At 61.5% G+C, this 17,915-nt stretch carries 18 protein-coding genes; 9 read left to right on the top strand and 9 right to left on the bottom strand.

Annotated features, from left to right (window positions below; genetic code table 11):
- Positions 1–703: 703 nt before the first annotated feature.
- Positions 704–874 (top strand): hypothetical protein, encoded by a 171-nt coding sequence (locus ABLX76_RS08670; protein WP_002890108.1) that lies wholly within the window; start codon positions 704–706, stop codon positions 872–874.
- 116 nt (positions 875–990) lie between these two features.
- Here ABLX76_RS08670 and ABLX76_RS08665 read toward each other — a convergent pair whose 3' ends face one another.
- The 5 genes from ABLX76_RS08665 to ABLX76_RS08645 are packed head-to-tail and all read right to left on the bottom strand — an operon-like array spanning position 991 to position 5,522.
- Positions 991–1,686 (bottom strand): ABC transporter ATP-binding protein, encoded by a 696-nt coding sequence (locus ABLX76_RS08665; RefSeq protein ID WP_004204908.1) that lies wholly within the window; start codon positions 1,684–1,686, stop codon positions 991–993.
- A complete protein-coding gene (locus ABLX76_RS08660) occupies positions 1,679–2,461 on the bottom strand; it encodes an ABC transporter ATP-binding protein (protein WP_032453292.1) in 783 nt (260 codons plus the stop codon). The genes ABLX76_RS08665 and ABLX76_RS08660 overlap by 8 nt, the downstream gene beginning before the upstream one ends.
- The gene (locus ABLX76_RS08655; RefSeq protein WP_049013815.1) at positions 2,448–3,497 is read right to left on the bottom strand and encodes a branched-chain amino acid ABC transporter permease; all 1,050 of its coding nucleotides are present in this window, start codon (positions 3,495–3,497) and stop codon (positions 2,448–2,450) included. Before ABLX76_RS08655 ends, ABLX76_RS08660 begins: the two co-directional genes overlap by 14 nt.
- Positions 3,497–4,396: a branched-chain amino acid ABC transporter permease gene (locus ABLX76_RS08650; RefSeq protein WP_002890128.1), complete on the bottom strand. Its 900-nt coding sequence runs from the start codon at positions 4,394–4,396 to the stop codon at positions 3,497–3,499. Before ABLX76_RS08650 ends, ABLX76_RS08655 begins: the two co-directional genes overlap by 1 nt.
- 19 nt (positions 4,397–4,415) lie before the next feature.
- Positions 4,416–5,522, bottom strand: coding sequence for an ABC transporter substrate-binding protein (locus tag ABLX76_RS08645; RefSeq protein ID WP_072096492.1), 1,107 nt, complete (start codon positions 5,520–5,522; stop codon positions 4,416–4,418).
- On the opposite strand from ABLX76_RS08645, the gene ABLX76_RS08640 reads away from it, so the two are divergent.
- The gene (locus ABLX76_RS08640) at positions 5,515–5,658 is read left to right on the top strand and encodes a hypothetical protein (RefSeq protein ID WP_032428606.1); all 144 of its coding nucleotides are present in this window, start codon (positions 5,515–5,517) and stop codon (positions 5,656–5,658) included. The genes ABLX76_RS08645 and ABLX76_RS08640 overlap by 8 nt on opposite strands.
- A 442-nt stretch (positions 5,659–6,100) precedes the next feature.
- On the opposite strand, the gene eutC is transcribed toward ABLX76_RS08640, so the two are convergent.
- The 3 genes from eutC to eat are packed head-to-tail and all read right to left on the bottom strand — an operon-like array spanning position 6,101 to position 9,651.
- Positions 6,101–6,877 carry an ethanolamine ammonia-lyase subunit EutC gene (eutC, locus tag ABLX76_RS08635; RefSeq protein ID WP_023288555.1) on the bottom strand — a complete coding sequence of 259 codons (777 nt, stop codon included), beginning with the start codon at positions 6,875–6,877 and terminating at the stop codon, positions 6,101–6,103.
- Positions 6,874–8,262 (bottom strand): ethanolamine ammonia-lyase subunit EutB, encoded by a 1,389-nt coding sequence (locus ABLX76_RS08630; RefSeq protein ID WP_023288556.1) that lies wholly within the window; start codon positions 8,260–8,262, stop codon positions 6,874–6,876. The genes eutC and ABLX76_RS08630 overlap by 4 nt, the downstream gene beginning before the upstream one ends.
- A 9-nt stretch (positions 8,263–8,271) precedes the next feature.
- Positions 8,272–9,651: an ethanolamine permease gene (gene eat / locus ABLX76_RS08625; RefSeq protein ID WP_023288557.1), complete on the bottom strand. Its 1,380-nt coding sequence runs from the start codon at positions 9,649–9,651 to the stop codon at positions 8,272–8,274.
- A 62-nt stretch (positions 9,652–9,713) separates the two neighbouring features.
- Between eat and ABLX76_RS08620 the strand changes: the two genes are divergently transcribed.
- From ABLX76_RS08620 to tauD, 7 genes are all read left to right on the top strand, one after another.
- Positions 9,714–9,842 carry a hypothetical protein gene (locus ABLX76_RS08620; RefSeq protein ID WP_072199122.1) on the top strand — a complete coding sequence of 43 codons (129 nt, stop codon included), beginning with the start codon at positions 9,714–9,716 and terminating at the stop codon, positions 9,840–9,842.
- Between the two features lie 82 nt (positions 9,843–9,924).
- On the top strand, positions 9,925–11,334 hold the full coding sequence (gene mmuP, locus ABLX76_RS08615) for an S-methylmethionine permease (protein WP_032453383.1): 1,410 nt from the start codon (positions 9,925–9,927) through the stop codon (positions 11,332–11,334).
- Positions 11,321–12,253, top strand: a complete 933-nt coding sequence (mmuM, locus tag ABLX76_RS08610; RefSeq protein ID WP_348874425.1) for a homocysteine S-methyltransferase — start codon at positions 11,321–11,323, stop codon at positions 12,251–12,253. The genes mmuP and mmuM overlap by 14 nt, the downstream gene beginning before the upstream one ends.
- A gap of 240 nt (positions 12,254–12,493) precedes the next feature.
- A complete protein-coding gene (gene tauA / locus ABLX76_RS08605) occupies positions 12,494–13,456 on the top strand; it encodes a taurine ABC transporter substrate-binding protein (protein ID WP_087849702.1) in 963 nt (320 codons plus the stop codon).
- A gap of 11 nt (positions 13,457–13,467) precedes the next feature.
- Complete coding sequence (gene tauB / locus ABLX76_RS08600; protein WP_023288561.1) at positions 13,468–14,235, top strand: taurine ABC transporter ATP-binding subunit; 768 nt, start codon at positions 13,468–13,470, stop codon at positions 14,233–14,235.
- Positions 14,232–15,059 (top strand): taurine ABC transporter permease TauC, encoded by an 828-nt coding sequence (gene tauC / locus ABLX76_RS08595; RefSeq protein ID WP_348874424.1) that lies wholly within the window; start codon positions 14,232–14,234, stop codon positions 15,057–15,059. The genes tauB and tauC overlap by 4 nt, the downstream gene beginning before the upstream one ends.
- Positions 15,056–15,907: a taurine dioxygenase gene (gene tauD / locus ABLX76_RS08590; protein WP_023288563.1), complete on the top strand. Its 852-nt coding sequence runs from the start codon at positions 15,056–15,058 to the stop codon at positions 15,905–15,907. Before tauC ends, tauD begins: the two co-directional genes overlap by 4 nt.
- A gap of 161 nt (positions 15,908–16,068) precedes the next feature.
- Here tauD and ABLX76_RS08585 read toward each other — a convergent pair whose 3' ends face one another.
- Complete coding sequence (locus tag ABLX76_RS08585) at positions 16,069–17,787, bottom strand: GNAT family N-acyltransferase (RefSeq protein ID WP_072422257.1); 1,719 nt, start codon at positions 17,785–17,787, stop codon at positions 16,069–16,071.
- Positions 17,788–17,915 lie beyond the last annotated feature (128 nt).

The following is a 17,915-nucleotide window of genomic DNA, read 5'->3' as shown; positions in this document are numbered from 1 at the left end:
CTTTATGCGCAGGTAGCGTTTTACCGGCGCAGTCACGACTGCCGGGCGGTCCTCTTTCCCTCCGGAGAGAGGGTGAGGGATAGGGGTAATTTTCCGTTCACTTTGCGTTTGCGAGAAAATGGTGGTTCTTTGCCGGTGAACGGGTAAAGGGGGAGAAAACCGTCTCCCCTTTACAATCCCCCCGGTCCCGCAGAGAAATCGGTGCTGCGCACTACGCTCACCTCCCGGTCATCAGCCTGCGGTCGGCTCAACTCGATACTACTCGTCCCATCCCTGGGACTCGCCCCTGCGGGGCCAGCGCAAGCGCTGTTCAAAATTGCTCCCGGCAATTTTGTCGTGTCTCGAATCGCCTCTGGCCGCCCTCCATGGCGGCCAGCCCTTGTCTGCCGACCTCCGGTTCGCCGATTTCAGCGGGAATCGGGCCCGCTGCACGCCCGTAGGTTTCAGGAGCCATTTCATAGCTATCAGAACATATCCGTTAAAAATGGTATGTGCCTTTCCCTGTGGCCCCGCGGTGTATACCGGTGCGGCAACGACAGCCGAACGGCCCTCTTTCCCTCCGGAGAGAGGGTGAGGGTGACAGGACCGGGCGTAATATGCGCCAGCCAGGATTGCAAATTCGGAATTAATATTTCCCGCGCCCGGCCAACTGTGGTTGAAATAGACCCAGGCGATTCGCTTCCCGACAGAGGAGAAAACGAAAGTGGCATTGTGGCAACGGTTAACGGGCTGGCTGGCTTTTTTGTCCAACGGTGAAGCCGGACAGCAAGATACCCAACGCGTCATGGAGGCGATCCTGCCGGTGGCCAGCCTCTACGGCGTGGACATTGGCAACGTGGAAACCCGGTGGTTCCGTCATGATAAGACATACTGAGCGACGCAGGACGCGAGAAGCCTACTGGAACGAGGTGTGCTTTGTGTAGCAAGAGACTGCCTGAGGTTGCGGCATCGCAGGAGGCGCCGCCGCAGCCCAGGCAGTTTTAACCACCCTTATCCCCCCAGATACATCCGCTTAATTTCCGGGTTAGTCAGCATCTCCCGCGCCGCGCCTGACAAGGTGATCCGGCCATTCTCCAGGACATACGCCCGATCGGCGATCGCCAGCGCGGCCGTCGCATTCTGCTCCACCAGCAGCACCGTCATATTCTCTTCGCGCAGTTGCTTAATGATGCCGAACAGCTCGCCGACAATTTTCGGCGCCAGCCCGAGGCTTGGTTCATCCAGCATCAATAACACCGGCTCGCTCATCAGCGCCCGGGCGATGGCCAGCATCTGCTGCTCGCCGCCGCTCATGGTGCCCGCCATCTGATGACGCCGCTCCTTGAGCCGTGGAAAGAGGGCGTACATACGATCGCGCAGGCGGGTGTAGCCGGCGAGATTATTGTAAGCGCCCATGCGCAGGTTCTCTTCGATGGTCAGGTTGGTAAAGACCCGGCGTCCCTCCGGCACCAGCGCCAGCCCGCGACGTACGATCTGGTGGGTCTGGCTGCGCGAGATATCGTCGTTGAGGAAGCTGACGCGCCCGCTGGAGCGCACCAGGTTGACGATCCCATTGAGGGTGGAGGTTTTACCGGCGCCATTGCTGCCGATCAGGGTGACGATCTCACGGTCATAAACATCGATATCGACGCCTTTCAGTCCCTGGATCACGCCGTAAAAGACCTTCAGTTCCCTGGCGTTAAGCATAATTGGCTTCTCCCAGATAAGCGGAAATGACGTCCGGATGCTGGATCGCCTCGGCCATCAGGCCGCTGAACAATGGCTTACCATACTCCAGGACCATCACCCGTTCGCACAGGCGGTTGACGAAGGGCATATCGTGCTCGATTAACAGGACGCTGAGCTGATAGTCATGGCGCATGCGGAAGATCAGCTCCGCCAGATCCTCGGTCTCCTTCGGGTTCATCCCGGCGGCCGGCTCATCGAGCAGCAGCAGCTTCGGCGAGGTGGCCAGCGCGCGGGCGATCTCCACTTTGCGCTGGTTGCCATAGCTCAGGTTCGTGGCCTGCATATGGGCGAAGTGGGCGATGCCGATGTCTTCCAGAATGGCCATCGCTTTGGCCTTCGCCGCCCGCTCGGCCGGAAAGTAGCGGCCAATGTGCAGGGCCGCCTCCAGCAACGAATAGCGGCTGGCGCGGTCAAGCCCGACCATCACGTTCTCCAGCACCGTCATCGAGTTAAACAGACGGATATTCTGGAAGGTGCGGGCGATCCCGGCGTTGACCACCTGGTTGGGCTTTAGCCCCTTCAGCGAGGTGCCCGCGAGGGTGACGCTGCCGCTGGTGGGCTTATAGTTGGCGGTGATGACGTTAAACAGGGTCGTTTTGCCCGCGCCGTTCGGGCCGATAAGGCCAAAGATCTCCGCTTCGTCAACATGGAAGCTAACGTTGTCGATGGCCCGCAGGCCGCCAAACTGCATGGTGACGTCCTGCACCTGCAGGATGATTTTATTTTCCGCCATAGCTGCTGTTCCTTCTTCCCATCTGCCAAATCTCTTTTTTCCCCAGCAGCCCTTCGCGGGCGAAAAGCATGATGATCAGCAGCAGCAGGGAGAAGACCACCATTCGCAGGCCCGGATAGGCGCCGAGATCGTGACCGAAGAACTGCAGCGGCTGGTCGAGAAAGCGCAGCCACTCGCCGCTGCCGACCACCAGCACGGTGCCGAGCAGGGCGCCGGTGGTGCTGCCGAGTCCGCCGAGGACGATAATAATCAGCAGCTGGAAGGTGAGCATAAAGTCGAACAGCCCCGGGGAAATGGTGGTCAGCAGGGAAGCCAGCAGACCGCCGCCGATCCCTTCGAAGAAGGCGCTGGTGGCGAAGGCGCAGGTTTTAATGCGGAAGGTGTTGACCCCCATGGCGATCGCCGCATCTTCGTCGTCGCGAATGGCTTTCATCATCCGGCCATACTTCGACCACACCAGCTGGAGGATCATGCCGGTAGCCAGCAGGGCGAACAGGCCGCACCAGAACAGGAGATGCGGCTGTTGGGGAATATCGTTCAGCCCGATGGCGCCGTTGGTGATTTGCGGGTTGTTAATGGCGAGGATCTTGATGATAAACCCGAAGCCGAGGGTGACGATGGCCAGGTAGTCGCCGCGCACCCGGAAGACCGGTACGGCGAGGCACACCGCCAGCGCCGCCGCGCACAGGCCGCTTATCAGCAGGGCGGGGAGGAAGCCCGCGTGCAGGCTGAGGATCCACGGGCTGGGGGCGGCCATTTCAAACATATCTATTTTGCTGTCGCTGGAGAGGATCAGCAGGGCGGTGACGTAGGCGCCTACCGCCACGAAGCCGTTCGGCTCCAGCGACAGCTGGCCGGTCACGCCGTTGATCAGGTTGTAGCTGACCGCGAGGATCATAAAGATAAAAATGGTGCTGATGACGCGAACAATGTAGTCATTGAAAACCACGTTGATTCCGGCCAGCAGCGCGATACAGATGACAATAATGGCCAGGTTGCGCAGCTGCGCCCCGGCGGTGGTCGTCGCGTTGAGCATCAGAAACGGCTCCTTTCCAGACGTTCGTCGCCCATAATGCCGACCGGGCGGAACAAGAGGACCAGAATCAAGAACAGGAAGGCGAAAGCGTCTTTATAGCCGCCCAGTTCGGGGAAGATCGCCACCGCGACCACCTCGGTAAAACCGAGGATAAAGCCGCCCAGCACCGCGCCGGTGACGCTGCCGATCCCGCCCAGCACGGCGGCGGCGAAGGCCTTCAGGCCGATAAGCACGCCCATCAGGGGATCGATCGTCGGGTAGCTGATGGAGTAGAACACGCCGCCGAGCGCCGCGAGGCTGCTGCCGAGGGCGAAGACCAGGGAGATGATCCGGTTGGCGTCAATGCCCATCAGACGCACGGTGTTGACGTCAAAGGCTACCGCGCGGATCGCCATTCCATAGCGGGTGCGGTACAGCAGCCAGAGGATCGCCAGCAGCAGCAGGACGGTGATCAGCGGCACAATCCACGCCACGTTGGTAATGATGACGCTGCCGAAGGCCCGGGTCTGGTTGAAAAAGTCAGGGGCGGAGAAGAAGCGCGAGCTGCCGCCAAACAGCACGTTAAACAGGTTTTCGAGGAAGAAGCTGACGCCGATGGCGGTGATCAGCATGGAAATTTTCGAGGCCTGGCGCAGCGGACGATAGGCGACCCGGTCAATCAGCATGCCAAACAGGCCGCACAGCCCGAGAGTCAGGAAAACGGCTACCCCGAAGGGTAGCCCAACCGAAGAAAATAAAAACAGCGTACTAAACGCGCCGACCATCATCACGTCCGCATGGGCGAAGTTGATCAGCCTTAGCACGCCATAAACCATCGTATAACCGATGGCAATCAGGGCGTACATGCCCCCAAGACTCATTCCATTGACCACTTGCTGGAGAAAAATGGCGCCGTCCATTTTGTAGCCTCGTCACAACTTAAGGGTTAACCACGGTACGAAACGCCAGCTTGCCATCTTTCACTTCGTTGATGACCGCGCTGCGAATGGCGTCGCCGTTCTGTAACGTCAGCGTGCCGGTCACGCCCTGGAAATCTTTGGTGGCGCGGATTTTTTCATTCACGCAGACCCGATCGTGGGGATCGCTGCACTGGTTCATGGCGTTGACGATAACGTTATAGGCGTCCGCCGCCATTGCGCCCCAGGTATGGGTCGGCTGCTGGTATTTGGCTTCCCAGGCTTTGATGAAGGTTTCCCCGGCCGGGGTCTGCTCTTTGGCGTTCGGCGAGTAGTAATCGGTGGTCATATAGCCGTTGACCGCGTCTTTACCCACATCGAAGAAGACCTGATCTGCGGCCAGACCGTCGCCGCCCACCACCGGTTTGTTGAGCCCCAGCTGTTTTGACTGCACGGCAATCAGCGCCCCTTCGGTGTAGTAGATCGGCATATAAATCATGTCGACATTCTTCGCCTTGACGCTCGCCAGCTGGGCTTTAAAGTCCTTGCTGCCTCCCGGGGCCTGTACCTCGATGGGAATGGTGCCGCCGTTTTTCAGGAATTGGGTGCGGAACGCTTTCGCCAGGCCGACGGAGTAATCGTTGCTACTGTCAAACACGATGGCGGCGGTTTTGGCTTTCAGATCGCGGGAGGCCAGATTGGCCCCGACCACCCCCTGGAAGCTGTCCGAGAAGCAGACCCGGCTGACGTACGGATGGTTGCGGGTGACGCGGTCGTTGGTGGCGGTGGAGGAGACCAGCGGCGTTTTGCTGTCGTCGGCGATCTTGGTCATCGCCAGGGTGTTGGAGGAGGTAACTTCCCCGATCACGGCATCCACTTTATCGCTGGAGACCAGCCGCTGCATGGCGTTGGCCGCTTCGACTTTGTCGCTTTTATCATCGATAACGATAAGCTTGATGGTATCGCCATTTTTTAACGTCGGGGTGATGGTCTGAATAATGTCCAGCCCTTTCTGCGACGGCTGACCATAGCCGCTGAGGGCGCCGCTCAGGGGTAATACCACCCCGATTTTAATTTCCGCTGCCTGCGCGCTGCTCGCGCCGGCCAGCGCGGCTACCAGCGTGGCCATTAAAGACGCTTTCCCGGAAAACGATTTCATTGGTATTTCTCCGTCGGTCGATTATTTATCTTTAACCATCAATGACTGCATAACATTGAGGAATAATTCGCCAGCGTATCTGGCGAATTATTGGCTGTTATGTTGAATAGATAACGAGATATATACCCTAAATAATTCGAGTCGCATGAAGGCGGCATGTGAGCGAGTCCCCAGGCGCTTGCAGAAGTCAGTGACTGGGGGGAGAGAACGCAGCCAACGCACATGCAACTTAAAGTATGACGGGTATTTTTTAAGGCGCTGAATTACCTTACAACGTCCGTTTCGTTTTTACTCATGCAATATTCTTATTACCTGCAGGCAAGGGCATAAGGCTGGTGACAACACGGCTTTTGATACGCTGAACGTATTTTTCCGGGTAGCGACTGGCGACTTATCCGGCCTGGAAAATACGCACTATAAACCGGTTGAACGGTTTCCACAGGCTCGCGCCAGCGAAGCGCCGCCGGGCGATTTCAGCGCGCACCCGAATATAATATTCAGGTGCGCCAGGTAATATTAAAAATCTATTCTTCGGCTCGCGTGACTTATTATTTTAAAGGGGTCAATGGTTTTATTTTTCCATGCAGCGCCGGATTATCGCTTTCATCTTTCAGGCGCACGCCGGTAAGCCGTCGTAAAAAAGCCTGCTCCAGCAGCCAGGCCAGTTTAAAGGCGGCGGCGTCATGGCTCAGCCCTTCCGGGCGAATATTGGAGATACAGTTGCGCTCCGACTCCAGCCGCTGCCGATGGGGCTGCCAGGTGAGGTAGACGCCGAGGCTGTCCGGCGAGGAGAGGCCCGGTCGTTCGCCAATCAGGATCGCCACCGCGCGGGCTTTCAGGGTTTCGCCAATATCATCCCCCAGCGCCACCCGCGACTGATGGGCCAGCACCACCGGCGCCAGGCCGATCCCCAGCGTCTGCAGCCAGGGCAGCAGGGCGCGGATCAACGGCACCGCCTGGCGCTCTACCGCCCAGGAAGAGAGGCCGTCGCCGATCACCAGCAGCAGGTCGGCGGGGCGGACGCCGCTGGCGGCGAGGTCGGCGCGACTCTCGTCGGCGAGCTGCCGCCCGAGATCCGGGCGCCGCAGATAGGTATGACGGTCCGGCGCGGCGCTGTGCACCGTCAGGGTGTCGAGGCCGAGCGCCGCCAGCGGCGCCACCAGCTGCTGGCTGGCGAACGGCTGATGAATGGCGTCCCGCGCTCTGGCGTGGGCCAGACCAAAGTTAAGTACTTCGCGGGTCGGCAGGCTGGCGCCGCTGCGGCCCAGGGCGATCCGCGCATCGGTAAATTCACGCAGCGGGTTCCAGGCGTCGGGACGGTTCATACGGGGGCTCCTTGCGGCAGAACGGACAGCAGCGGATGGCGGGCATCGGTGAGCCGCAGCGCGCCGTGCGGATCGATAATTTGCATCTTCGCCAGCCAGTCGGCGAACTCCGGGGCATGCTTTAAGCCCAGCAGACGACGGGCGTAGAGCGCGTCATGGAACGAGGTGCTCTGGTAATTAAGCATGATATCGTCCGCCCCTGGCACGCCGATCAGGAAGGTGAGCCCGGCGGCGCACAGCAGGGTCAGCAGGGTGTCCATATCATCCTGATCCGCTTCCGCGTGGTTGGTATAGCAGACGTCGCAGCCGATCGGCAGACCCATCAGCTTGCCGCAGAAGTGATCCTCCAGCCCGGCGCGAATAATCTGCTTACCGTCGTAGAGATACTCCGGACCGATAAAGCCGACCACCGTATTGACCAGCAGCGGTTCAAAGTGGCGGGCGACGGCGTAGGCCCGCGCCTCGCAGGTCTGCTGGTCGACGCCGTGGTGGGCGTTGGCCGACAGGCAGCTCCCCTGGCCGGTCTCAAAATACATTACATTGTTGCCGAGGGTGCCGCGACCGAGGCTGAGGGCCGCCTCGCGGGCCTCCTGCAGCATGGCAAGGTTGATGCCGAAGCCGCTGTTGGCCGCTTCGGTTCCCGCCACCGACTGAAACACCAGATCCACCGGCGCGCCGCGCTCAATCAGCTGCAGCGTATTGGTGACGTGGGTCAGAATGCAGGACTGGGTGGGAATGGCGAAGCGCTGGATAATATCGTCCAGCATCACGTTCAGCTGCGCCAGCACCGGTAAGCTGTCGCTGGCCGGGTTGATGCCGATCACCGCATCCCCGGCGCCGTACAGCAGTCCGTCGAGCATACTGGCGGCGATGCCTTTCAGGTCATCGGTGGGATGATTGGGCTGCAGGCGCACGCTGAGGTGGCCGGGCAGGCCGATGGTGTTGCGAAAGCGCGTCACCACCTGACATTTGCTGGCGGCGAGGATCAGATCCTGATTGCGCATCAGCTTGCTTACCGCCGCCGCCATCTCCGGGGTGATAGCGCGGGCGACCCGCTGCAGCGTGGCGGTATCGGTGGCATCGTCCAGCAGCCAGTCGCGGAAATCGCCGACCGTCAGGTGACGCAGGGCGGCAAAGCCCTGCGCATCATGGGTGTCGAGGATCAGGCGGGTCACTTCGTCCTGCTCGTAGGGGATAAGCGGGTTGTCGAGAATGTCGGTCAGCGGCACCTCGGCGAGGGTCATTTTCGCCGCCATCCGCTCTTCGGCCGAGTGGGCGATAACGCCCGCCAGGGCGTCGCCGGAGCGGGCCGGCGACGCTTTCGCCATCAGCGTTTTCAGACTATCAAAGCGCCATACCTGGCCCGATAGCGTGGTTTTATACATGCCGCCTCCTCAGGAGACCGTGCGCAGTTGAGGATCCACTGGCGCCCGTTCACGGGCCGCTGCGGTTTTGCGGAACCACAGGTAGCCGCCGAGCATCATCGCCGCGAAAATCAGCGCCAGCAGCAGGTTATACCAGACCATCGCCACCAGGCAGATCACCGCCATGCCGAGGGCAAAGGCCGGCGCCAGCGGGTAGAGCGGCGCGCGGAACGGACGGATCAGCTTCGGCTCGCTACGGCGCAGTTTGAACAGCGCCGCCATGGAAGTGATATACATAACAATAGCCCCAAATACCGACATGGTGACGATGCAGGCGGTCAACGGCATGCCGCTGATGGTGATCAGCGAGTCGGAGAAGATCGCGGCGATACCCACCACGCCGCCGGCGAGGATCGCCAGATGCGGGGTGCGGGTGCGGCGGTTGAGGGAGGCCAGCCCGGCGGGCAGATAGCCGGCGCGGGCGAGGGAGTAGATCTGCCGCGAGTAGCCCATAATGATGCCGTGGAAGGAGGCGACGAGGCCAAACAGCCCCAGCCACACCAGCATATGCAGCCAGCCGCTGCCGTTGCCCACTACCGTCTTCATCGCCTGAGGCAGCGGGTCGTTGATATTGGACAGCGCGCGCCAGTCGCCGACGCCGCCGGCGAATACCATCACGCCGATCGCCAGCACCGTCAGCGTCAGAATGCCTCCGCCCAGGGCGCGCGGAATGGTGCGCTGCGGATCTTTGGCCTCTTCGGCGGCCATGGAAGCCCCCTCAATGGCGAGAAAAAACCAGATAGCGAACGGAATGGCGGCGAACATCCCCGGCAGCGCCAGGCCGCTAAAGCTTTCCGCGCCCGCCCAGCCGTTGGCGGTGAAGTGGCTCCAGGAGAAGCCGGGGGCGACCACGCCCATAAACACCAGCAGCTCGAAGATGGCCAGCAGGGTGACGATCAGCTCGAAGGTGGCGGCGATGCCGACGCCGAGGATATTGAGCGTCATAAAGATCACGTAAGCGCCGCAGGCGACCCACTTCGGATCCAGCGCCGGAAACTGCACGTTGAGGTAGGCGCCGATGGCCATGGCGATGGCCGGCGGGGCGAAGACGAATTCAATCAGGGTGGCAAAACCGGCGATAAAGCCGCCGGTGGGCCCGAAGGCGCGGTAGGCGTAGGCGAAAGGGCCGCCAGCGTGCGGGATGGCGGTGGTCAGCTCGGTAAAGCTGAAAATAAAGGCGCAGTACATGGCGGCGACCGCCAGGGCGACGACCATAAACCCCATCGTGCCCGCCTGCGACCAGCCGTAGCTCCAGCCGAAGTACTCCCCGGATATCACCAGTCCGACGGCGATCCCCCATAAACGAAAACTGCCGAGCGTTCTTTTTAAGGTGGTGGTTTGCTCTGTCATACGTGTTGCCTCGCCAGATAGAAAGGTTCTGAACGACAGGCTGCAAAGAGAGTGCCAGAACGTTGTCCGCCGCGATGAGGCGCCAGCCCGTGGCGCGCTCACCGGCGCTGCGCAAAAATGGGGCAGGCTGCACGCTGTCGGCGCGCGACCTGGTGCAGCGGCTTTGCTTTTTCCGCGGTGGCACGGTATAACACTTCTTCTTTTGGATGTTTAGATGTCTATACGTTTATACGCATCATGGCCCGGGCAAGCGGGCTGGCGTGAGAAAATAAAATGCAAAGCACAACACAACAACAAGGTGGGCAACTGAAGCGCACCATGAAAACGCGCCATCTGATCATGCTGTCGCTCGGCGGCGTGATTGGCACCGGCCTGTTCTTTAATACCGGCTATATCATCTCCACCACCGGCGCGGCCGGAACGCTGCTGGCGTATCTGATTGGCGCCCTGGTGGTCTGGCTGGTGATGCAGTGCCTCGGCGAACTGTCGGTGGCGATGCCGGAGACCGGCGCCTTCCATGTTTACGCGGCGCGCTACCTTGGCCCGGCGACGGGCTATACCGTGGCGTGGCTCTACTGGCTGACGTGGACGGTGGCGCTGGGTTCGAGCTTCACCGCCGCCGGCTTCTGTATGCAGTACTGGTTCCCGCAGGTGCCGGTCTGGATCTGGTGCGTGGTGTTCTGCGCGGTGATTTTCGGTCTTAACATCATTTCGACCCGCTTCTTCGCCGAAGGCGAGTTCTGGTTCTCGCTGGTGAAAGTGATCACCATCATCGCGTTTATTATTCTCGGCGGCGCGGCCATTTTCGGCATCATTCCGATGCAGGATGGCTCCCCGGCGCCGGGCCTGCGCAATCTCACCGCCGAAGGCTGGTTCCCGCACGGCGGCCTGCCGATCCTGATGACCATGGTGGCGGTGAACTTCGCCTTCTCCGGGACGGAGCTTATCGGCATTGCCGCCGGAGAGACGGAAAACCCGCATAAGGTCATTCCGGTCGCCATCCGCACCACCATCGCCCGGCTGATTATTTTCTTTATCGGCACCGTGTTTGTGCTGGCGGCGCTGATCCCGATGCAACAGGCCGGGGTGGAGAAAAGCCCCTTCGTGCTGGTGTTTGAAAAGGTGGGCATCCCTTACGCGGCGGATATTTTCAACTTCGTGATCCTGACGGCGATCCTCTCGGCGGCCAACTCCGGCCTGTACGCTTCCGGGCGGATGCTCTGGTCGCTGTCGAACGAGAAGACGCTGCCGGCCTGCTTTGCCAAAGTCAATAAACGGGGCGTGCCGGTGACCGCGCTGTCGGTGAGTATGCTGGGCGGCGTGCTGGCGCTGTTCTCCAGCGTGGTGGCGCCCGATACGGTGTTTGTGGCGCTGTCGGCGATCTCCGGCTTTGCGGTGGTGGCGGTGTGGTTGAGCATCTGCGCCTCGCACTTTATGTTCCGCCGCCGCCATCTGCAGCAGGGTAAGGCGCTGAGCGATCTGCAGTATCGCGCCCCCTGGTATCCGGTGGTGCCGATTCTGGGCTTTGTGCTGTGCCTGGTGGCCTGCGTGGGCCTCGCTTTTGACCCGAGCCAGAGAATTGCGCTGTGGTGCGGGATCCCCTTTGTGGCCCTGTGCTATGGTGCCTGGTATCTTACTCGTTCACGGAAAATGACTCAGGAGCCACAACATGTCGCAGACTAATCCGTTTACCGCCCTGCTTGCCGCCCAGCCTTTTGTGCTGCTGGACGGCGCCATGGCCACCGAGCTGGAGGCCCGCGGCTGCGATCTGGCTGACAGCCTGTGGTCGGCGAAAGTGCTGCTGGAGAACCCGCAGCTGATCCGCGATGTGCATCTCGACTACTTTCGCGCCGGGGCGCAGGTGGCGATCACCGCCAGCTATCAGGCCACTCCCGCCGGCTTTGCCGCGCGCGGCCTGGATGATGCGCAGTCCCGGGCGCTGATCGGCAAAAGCGTTGAGCTGGCGCGCAAAGCGCGCGAGGCGTACCTCGCTGAGAATCCGCAGGCCGGCACGCTGCTGGTCGCCGGTTCGGTGGGGCCGTATGGCGCCTTTCTCGCCGACGGCTCGGAGTATCGCGGCGATTATCAGCGCAGCGCGGCAGAGTTCCAGGCCTTCCACCGCCCGCGCGTCGAAGCGCTGCTGGATGCGGGCGCTGACCTGCTGGCCTGTGAAACCCTGCCGTCATTCGCCGAGATCCTGGCCCTGACAGCCCTGCTGCAGGAGTATCCCCGCGCCCGCGCCTGGTACTCCTTCACGCTGCGCGACGCCGAACATCTCAGCGATGGCACGCCGCTGCGCGAGGTGATGGCCGCTCTGGCGGATAACCCACAGGTGGTGGCGGTGGGGATCAACTGTATCGCGCTGGAAAATACGCCCGCGGCGCTGGCGCATTTGCACAGCCTGACGGCGCTGCCGCTGGTGGTCTATCCTAACTCCGGCGAGCATTATGATGCGGTGAGCAAGACCTGGCACCATCATGGCGAAGCCTGCGCCAGCCTGGCGGATTATCTGCCGCAGTGGCTGGCGGCCGGGGCGAAGCTGATCGGCGGCTGCTGCCGCACCACGCCGCAGGATATTGCTGAGCTTAACGCGAAGCGCTGAGTTTTTTGCCGGGTGGCGCTGCGCTTACCCGGCCTACACCTTGCGCGATCCGTAGGGCGGACAAGGCGCAGCCGCCACCCGGCGCCAACCCTCTGCCACCAACCAACCGCTCAAAATCAACTATCCTTTCCCGCTTTTGTTCTAAAAACGATTCGCTATTAGCCAGAATTTTTAATTACTTCATCTCCATCCTGATGCCGGAAATACTGCACCTATAACAACTCAGGGGAAGCAGACATTATGGCATTCACATCGCGAATTACTCTTCTGGCGGCGCTGGCCGTCGCCGCCTTCCAGGCGCAGGCGGTCAATGTGACCGTGGCGTATCAAACCTCCGCTGAGCCGGCGAAAGTCGCCCAGGCGGACAACACCTTCGCCAAAACCAGCGGGGCGACCGTCGACTGGCGGAAATTTGACAGCGGCGCCAGCGTGGTGCGCGCCCTGGCCTCCGGCGATGTGCAGATCGGCAATATCGGCTCCAGCCCGCTGGCGGTGGCCGCCAGCCAGCAGGTGCCGATTGAAGTGTTCCTGCTCGCCTCAAAGCTCGGCAACTCCGAAGCGCTGGTGGTGAAGAAAAGCATCACCAAACCGGAAGATCTGATCGGCAAGCGCATTGCCGTGCCGTTTATCTCCACCACCCACTACAGCCTGCTGTCGGCGCTCAAACACTGGGGCATCAAGCCGGGCCAGGTGCAGATTATTAACCTGCAGCCGCCGGCGATTATCGCCGCCTGGCAGCGCGGGGATATCGACGGGGCTTACGTCTGGGCGCCAGCGGTTAACGAACTGGAAAAAGAGGGCAAGGTGCTGACCGATTCCGCGCAGGTCGGGGAGTGGGGCGCACCGACCCTCGACGTCTGGGTGGTCCGTAAGGACTTCGCCGAGCAGCATCCGGAGATCGTCAAAGCGTTTGCTAAAAGCGCCATCGACGCCCAGCAGCCCTACATCGCCAACCCGGAGGCATGGCTGAAACAGCCGGACCACATCAGCAAGCTGGCGCGCCTGAGCGGCGTGCCGGAAGCCGATGTCCCCGGGCTGGTGAAGGGGAACACCTACCTGACCGCCGCTGAGCAGGCGCAGGCGCTGAATGGGCCGGTCAATCAGGCCATCGTCGATACCGCGCGCTTTCTGAAAGAGCAGGGCAAAGTGCCTGCGGCGGGAACCGATTATCGTCAGTACGTTACTGACCGTTTCGTGAAGTAAAGGAGGCGGCGATGCTGCAAATCTCGCATCTTTCCGCCGACTACGGCGGTAAACCGGCGCTGGCGGATATCAACCTGACGCTGGAGAGTGGGGAGCTGCTGGTGGTGCTGGGGCCTTCGGGCTGCGGTAAAACTACCCTGCTGAACCTGATTGCCGGATTCGTGCCCTATCAGCACGGCAGCATCACCCTCGAAGGTCAGCGGGTGACCGGGCCGGGCGCAGAGCGCGGCGTGGTCTTCCAGAACGAAGGCCTGCTGCCATGGCGCAATGTGCAGGATAACGTGGCGCTGGGGCTGCAGCTGGCGGGCGTGGATAAAGCGCAGCGGCGGCAAGCGGCGGCGCAGATGCTGAAAAAGGTTGGCCTCGAAGGGGCGGAAAAGCGCTTTATCTGGCAGCTGTCCGGCGGTCAACGCCAGCGGGTGGGCATCGCCCGGGCGCTGGCGGCGAATCCGCAGCTGTTGCTGCTGGATGAGCCCTTCGGCGCGCTTGACGCCTTTACCCGCGAGCAGATGCAAACGCTGCTGCTGACGCTCTGGCATGAGACCGGCAAACAGGTGCTGCTCATCACCCATGACATTGAAGAGGCCATCTTTATGGCGACCGAGCTGGTGCTGCTGTCGCCGGGGCCGGGGCGGGTGGTGGAGCGGCTGCCGTTGGATTTCAGCCGCCGCTTTGTCGCGGGCGAACCCTGCCGCAGCATCAAATCCGACCCGCGGTTTATTGAACAGCGGGAATACATTCTGAGCCGGGTGTTTGACCAACGGGAGGCTTTCTCATGAGCGTGGTACTGAACGACAAACCGCGTCAACTGACGCTGAAGTGGCGCTGGCCGCTCTCCCGTCAGCTCACCCTCAGCGCGGCGACCCTGGCGGTGTTACTGGCCGTCTGGTGGGCGGTCGCGGCGCTGCAGCTGATTAGCCCGCTATTTCTGCCGCCGCCGGGCCAGGTGCTGCAGAAGCTTATCACTATCGCCGGGCCGCAGGGCTTTATGGATGCGACGCTCTGGCAGCACCTGGCGGCGAGCCTGACGCGGATCGTTATCGCTCTGCTGGCGGCGGTGCTGATCGGCGTGCCGGTGGGGATCGCCATGGGGCTCAACTCAACGGTGCGCGGGATCCTCGATCCGCTGATCGAGCTTTATCGTCCGGTGCCGCCGCTGGCCTACTTACCGCTGATGGTGATCTGGTTTGGCATCGGTGAAACGTCGAAGATCCTGCTGATCTACCTGGCGATTTTCGCCCCGGTAGCGATGTCGGCGCTGGCGGGGGTAAAAAGCGCGCAGCAGGTGCGGATTCGCGCCGCCCGTTCGCTGGGCGCCAGCCGGGCGCAGGTGCTGTGGCTGGTGATCCTGCCCGGCGCGCTGCCGGAGATCCTCACCGGGCTGCGCATTGGTCTTGGCGTCGGTTGGTCAACGCTGGTGGCCGCTGAGCTGATCGCCGCCACCCGCGGGTTAGGGTTTATGGTGCAGTCCGCCGGCGAGTTTCTCGCCACCGATGTGGTGCTGGCGGGGATCGCGGTGATTGCCATTATCGCCTTTTTACTGGAACTGGGTCTGCGCGCGCTGCAGCGGCGCCTGACGCCCTGGCATGGAGAAGTACAATGAGTGAACGTCTGAGCATTACCCCGCTGGGGCCGTATATTGGCGCGCAGGTGACCGGGGCGGATTTAACCCGTCCGCTGAGCGACAACCAGTTTGAACAGCTGTATCACGCTGTGCTGCGTCATCAGGTGGTATTCCTGCGCGAGCAAAATATCACCCCGGCGCAACAGCGCGACCTGGCGCTGCGGTTTGGCGACCTGCATATCCATCCGGTCTACCCTCACGCCCCAGGCGTGGAGGAGATTATCGTCCTCGATACCCATAACGATAATCCGCCGGATAATGACAACTGGCATACCGATGTCACCTTTATCGACACGCCGCCCGCCGGCGCTATTCTGGCGGCGAAAGAGTTGCCGACGACCGGCGGGGACACCCTGTGGACCAGCGGTATCGCCGCCTGGGAGGCGCTGTCAGAGCCCTTCCGGCAGCTGCTGAGCGGCCTGCATGCGGAACATGATTTCCGTAAATCATTCCAGGAGTATAAGTACAACCACACGGAAGCCGAGCATCGGCGCTGGCAGGAGGCGGTGGCGAAGCATCCGCCGCTGCTGCACCCGGTGGTGCGTACCCACCCGGTGACCGGCAAGCAGGCGCTGTTCGTTAACGAAGGCTTTACCACGCGGATTGTCGACGTGACCGAGAAAGAGAGCGCGGCGCTGCTGAGCTTCCTGTTTGCCCATATCACCAAACCGGAGTTTCAGGTGCGCTGGCGCTGGCAGCCGAACGATGTCGCTATCTGGGATAACCGGGTAACCCAGCATTACGCCAACGCCGACTATCTGCCGCAGCGGCGGATCATGCACCGGGCGACGATCCTTGGCGATAAGCCGTATTACCGGGCGGGGTAAGGCTTGTATCAGCCGCGAGCCGCGGGGAAAAGCGGATGCTGCATTGCCCGCTGCTTCCCGGAGGCGGCGCCTGACGCGGCTTTTCCGGGCTACCGAACCGTCGGAAACGGTGAACCGTAGCCCGGCTAAGGCGCAACGCGCCGCAAGCCGGGAAAAAGCGTTTATGCCGATTTTTGCGCACCCAGATGCGCGCCAATATAGCGCTGATAGCGATTCGCCTTCAGGTAGGTGAGATCCACCAGCACCAGACCATCCACGCAGTTATTGAAATCCGGATCGCTGCCGAAATCGATAAACTGCACTCCGCCCGGCTCGCACACTTCCGAGTACTGCTTATACAGCGGCGGGATCGCGCAGCCGAGATTGCCCAGCAGGGACTTCAGCCGGGCCAGGTCGTCGTTGTAATCCTCCCCGCCAAACTGCGCCAGCACGTCGGGTAGCGACGCCGGATAAGGGCGACGCGACTCCGCCAGCGGATGCGTCGCCGGGAACCACAGCCGGTAGAACGCCACCAGCAGATCGCGAGCGGCGGGCGGCAGCCCGCCAGAAATCGACACCGGGCCAAACAGATAGCGATAGTGCGGATAGCGCGCCAGATAAGCGCCGATGCCGGACCACAGATAGTCCAGCCCGCGTCGACCCCAGTAGCGCGGCTGGATAAAGCTGCGCCCCAGCTCAATGCCGTGCTGCAGGATGTCGTCCATCCGCCCGTCGTAGTGGAAGAGACTGGAGCTGTAGATCCCCTCCAGGCCGCGCTTTGCCAGCTGTATGGCCGTCGGCATAAAGCGGTATGCGCCGACGATTTCCAGATCTTCTTCATCCCACAGGATCAGATGCAGATAGTCGTCGTCATACCGGTCGATATCCCGCCGTTTGCCGCTGCCTTCCCCGACCGCGCGGAAGGCGATTTCCCGCAGGCGTCCCAGCTCGCGCAGCAGCGGCGCCTCCTCCTGGCCGTTGCGCTGCCAGAGGTAAATCACTTTGCCGTCGGCGGTGCGGCCCAGGCATTCGGCCTTGTGCAGTTCGCGTTTAAGCCGCGCCCGGTCTTCCGGACGGGCGATGGCGCTTTCGGTTTTAAACCGCCCCGGCAGCCCTTTGCGCAGCTGGTCAAGGTGCTGATAGCAGCGGCCGGTAAGCTCGCGAGCGCTGGACTGGGCATCGAACCAGCTCGACCAGGGGATCTGCTGGCCGATACGCACCGGCAGGCTGCTGTTGCGCCGGCGAAACATCTGTTGCATCAGCAGGAGCAGCGGCAGGTTGTCGGAGACCAGGGTGCTGGCGTAAAACAGGGCGCTGTTGTGGGCGTTAATCCATGCCGGCAGCAGCGGGGCGCGATATTTTGCCGCCAGCTTAATAAAGCCCGAGTGCCATTTTTTATCGCGGATGCCGCGACGGGTGAGGCGGGAGACTTCCCCCGCCGGGAAGAAGATCAGCACCCCGCCGGCCTGCAGCTGCTGGTCCATCTGCTGCAGCGCCGTTTTAGCGGTGCGGCCATGAATATTATCCACCGGGATAAACAGCGAGCTCAGGGGCTCAAGATGGGTGAGCATGCGGTTGGTGACCACTTTGACATCGCGGCGCACGCGGGATACCGCATACAGGAGCGCCAGGCCGTCGAGGGTGCCGGTGGGGTGGTTGGCGATAATGACCAGCGGGCCATATTCGGGGATTTGTTCGAGATCGTGCGCCGGGATAGCGCAGCGGATATTGAGGTATTCCAGCACCTGTTCGACCGTATCAAGCCCCTTCAGGTGGCGGTGACGGTCGGCAAATTGTTGAAACTCTTCCTCATAAAATAGCTTTTTTAACAGTTTCTTTTGCCAGGGGGCGGGCCTCGCCTGAGGCCACAGGTCATCGAGTACGTTGTCGAGACTAAACATAGTGGCTCCTCCTCCGTCCTGCCCAGACAGTAGAAGGTAGAGATGTCGTTCAGATTACAGTTGGGTGAAGTTTCGCTCGCAGCGGGGGAGGTTTCCCGGATAGCGGCTAACGCCTCATCCGGGCTACG

The organism is Klebsiella sp. JB_Kp004, assembly GCF_040065795.1.
Lineage (GTDB): Bacteria > Pseudomonadota > Gammaproteobacteria > Enterobacterales > Enterobacteriaceae > Klebsiella > Klebsiella quasipneumoniae.
The sequence above is the reverse complement of the archived record's forward strand: the minus strand, read 5'-3'. Positions and strand labels throughout refer to the sequence as shown.

Coding starts and splice junctions, on each gene's coding strand:
- ABLX76_RS08665 (WP_004204908.1), bottom strand. CDS start 1,686: ATGCTTAACGCCAGGGAACTGAAGGTCTTTTACGGCGTGATCCAGGGA.
- ABLX76_RS08660 (WP_032453292.1), bottom strand. CDS start 2,461: ATGGCGGAAAATAAAATCATCCTGCAGGTGCAGGACGTCACCATGCAG.
- ABLX76_RS08655 (WP_049013815.1), bottom strand. CDS start 3,497: ATGCTCAACGCGACGACCACCGCCGGGGCGCAGCTGCGCAACCTGGCC.
- ABLX76_RS08650 (WP_002890128.1), bottom strand. CDS start 4,396: ATGGACGGCGCCATTTTTCTCCAGCAAGTGGTCAATGGAATGAGTCTT.
- ABLX76_RS08645 (WP_072096492.1), bottom strand. CDS start 5,522: ATGGCCACGCTGGTAGCCGCGCTGGCCGGCGCGAGCAGCGCGCAGGCA.
- eutC (WP_023288555.1), bottom strand. CDS start 6,877: ATGAACCGTCCCGACGCCTGGAACCCGCTGCGTGAATTTACCGATGCG.
- ABLX76_RS08630 (WP_023288556.1), bottom strand. CDS start 8,262: ATGTATAAAACCACGCTATCGGGCCAGGTATGGCGCTTTGATAGTCTG.
- eat (WP_023288557.1), bottom strand. CDS start 9,651: ATGACAGAGCAAACCACCACCTTAAAAAGAACGCTCGGCAGTTTTCGT.
- mmuP (WP_032453383.1), top strand. CDS start 9,925: ATGCAAAGCACAACACAACAACAAGGTGGGCAACTGAAGCGCACCATG.
- mmuM (WP_348874425.1), top strand. CDS start 11,321: ATGTCGCAGACTAATCCGTTTACCGCCCTGCTTGCCGCCCAGCCTTTT.
- tauA (WP_087849702.1), top strand. CDS start 12,494: ATGGCATTCACATCGCGAATTACTCTTCTGGCGGCGCTGGCCGTCGCC.
- tauB (WP_023288561.1), top strand. CDS start 13,468: ATGCTGCAAATCTCGCATCTTTCCGCCGACTACGGCGGTAAACCGGCG.
- tauC (WP_348874424.1), top strand. CDS start 14,232: ATGAGCGTGGTACTGAACGACAAACCGCGTCAACTGACGCTGAAGTGG.
- tauD (WP_023288563.1), top strand. CDS start 15,056: ATGAGTGAACGTCTGAGCATTACCCCGCTGGGGCCGTATATTGGCGCG.
- ABLX76_RS08585 (WP_072422257.1), bottom strand. CDS start 17,787: ATGTTTAGTCTCGACAACGTACTCGATGACCTGTGGCCTCAGGCGAGG.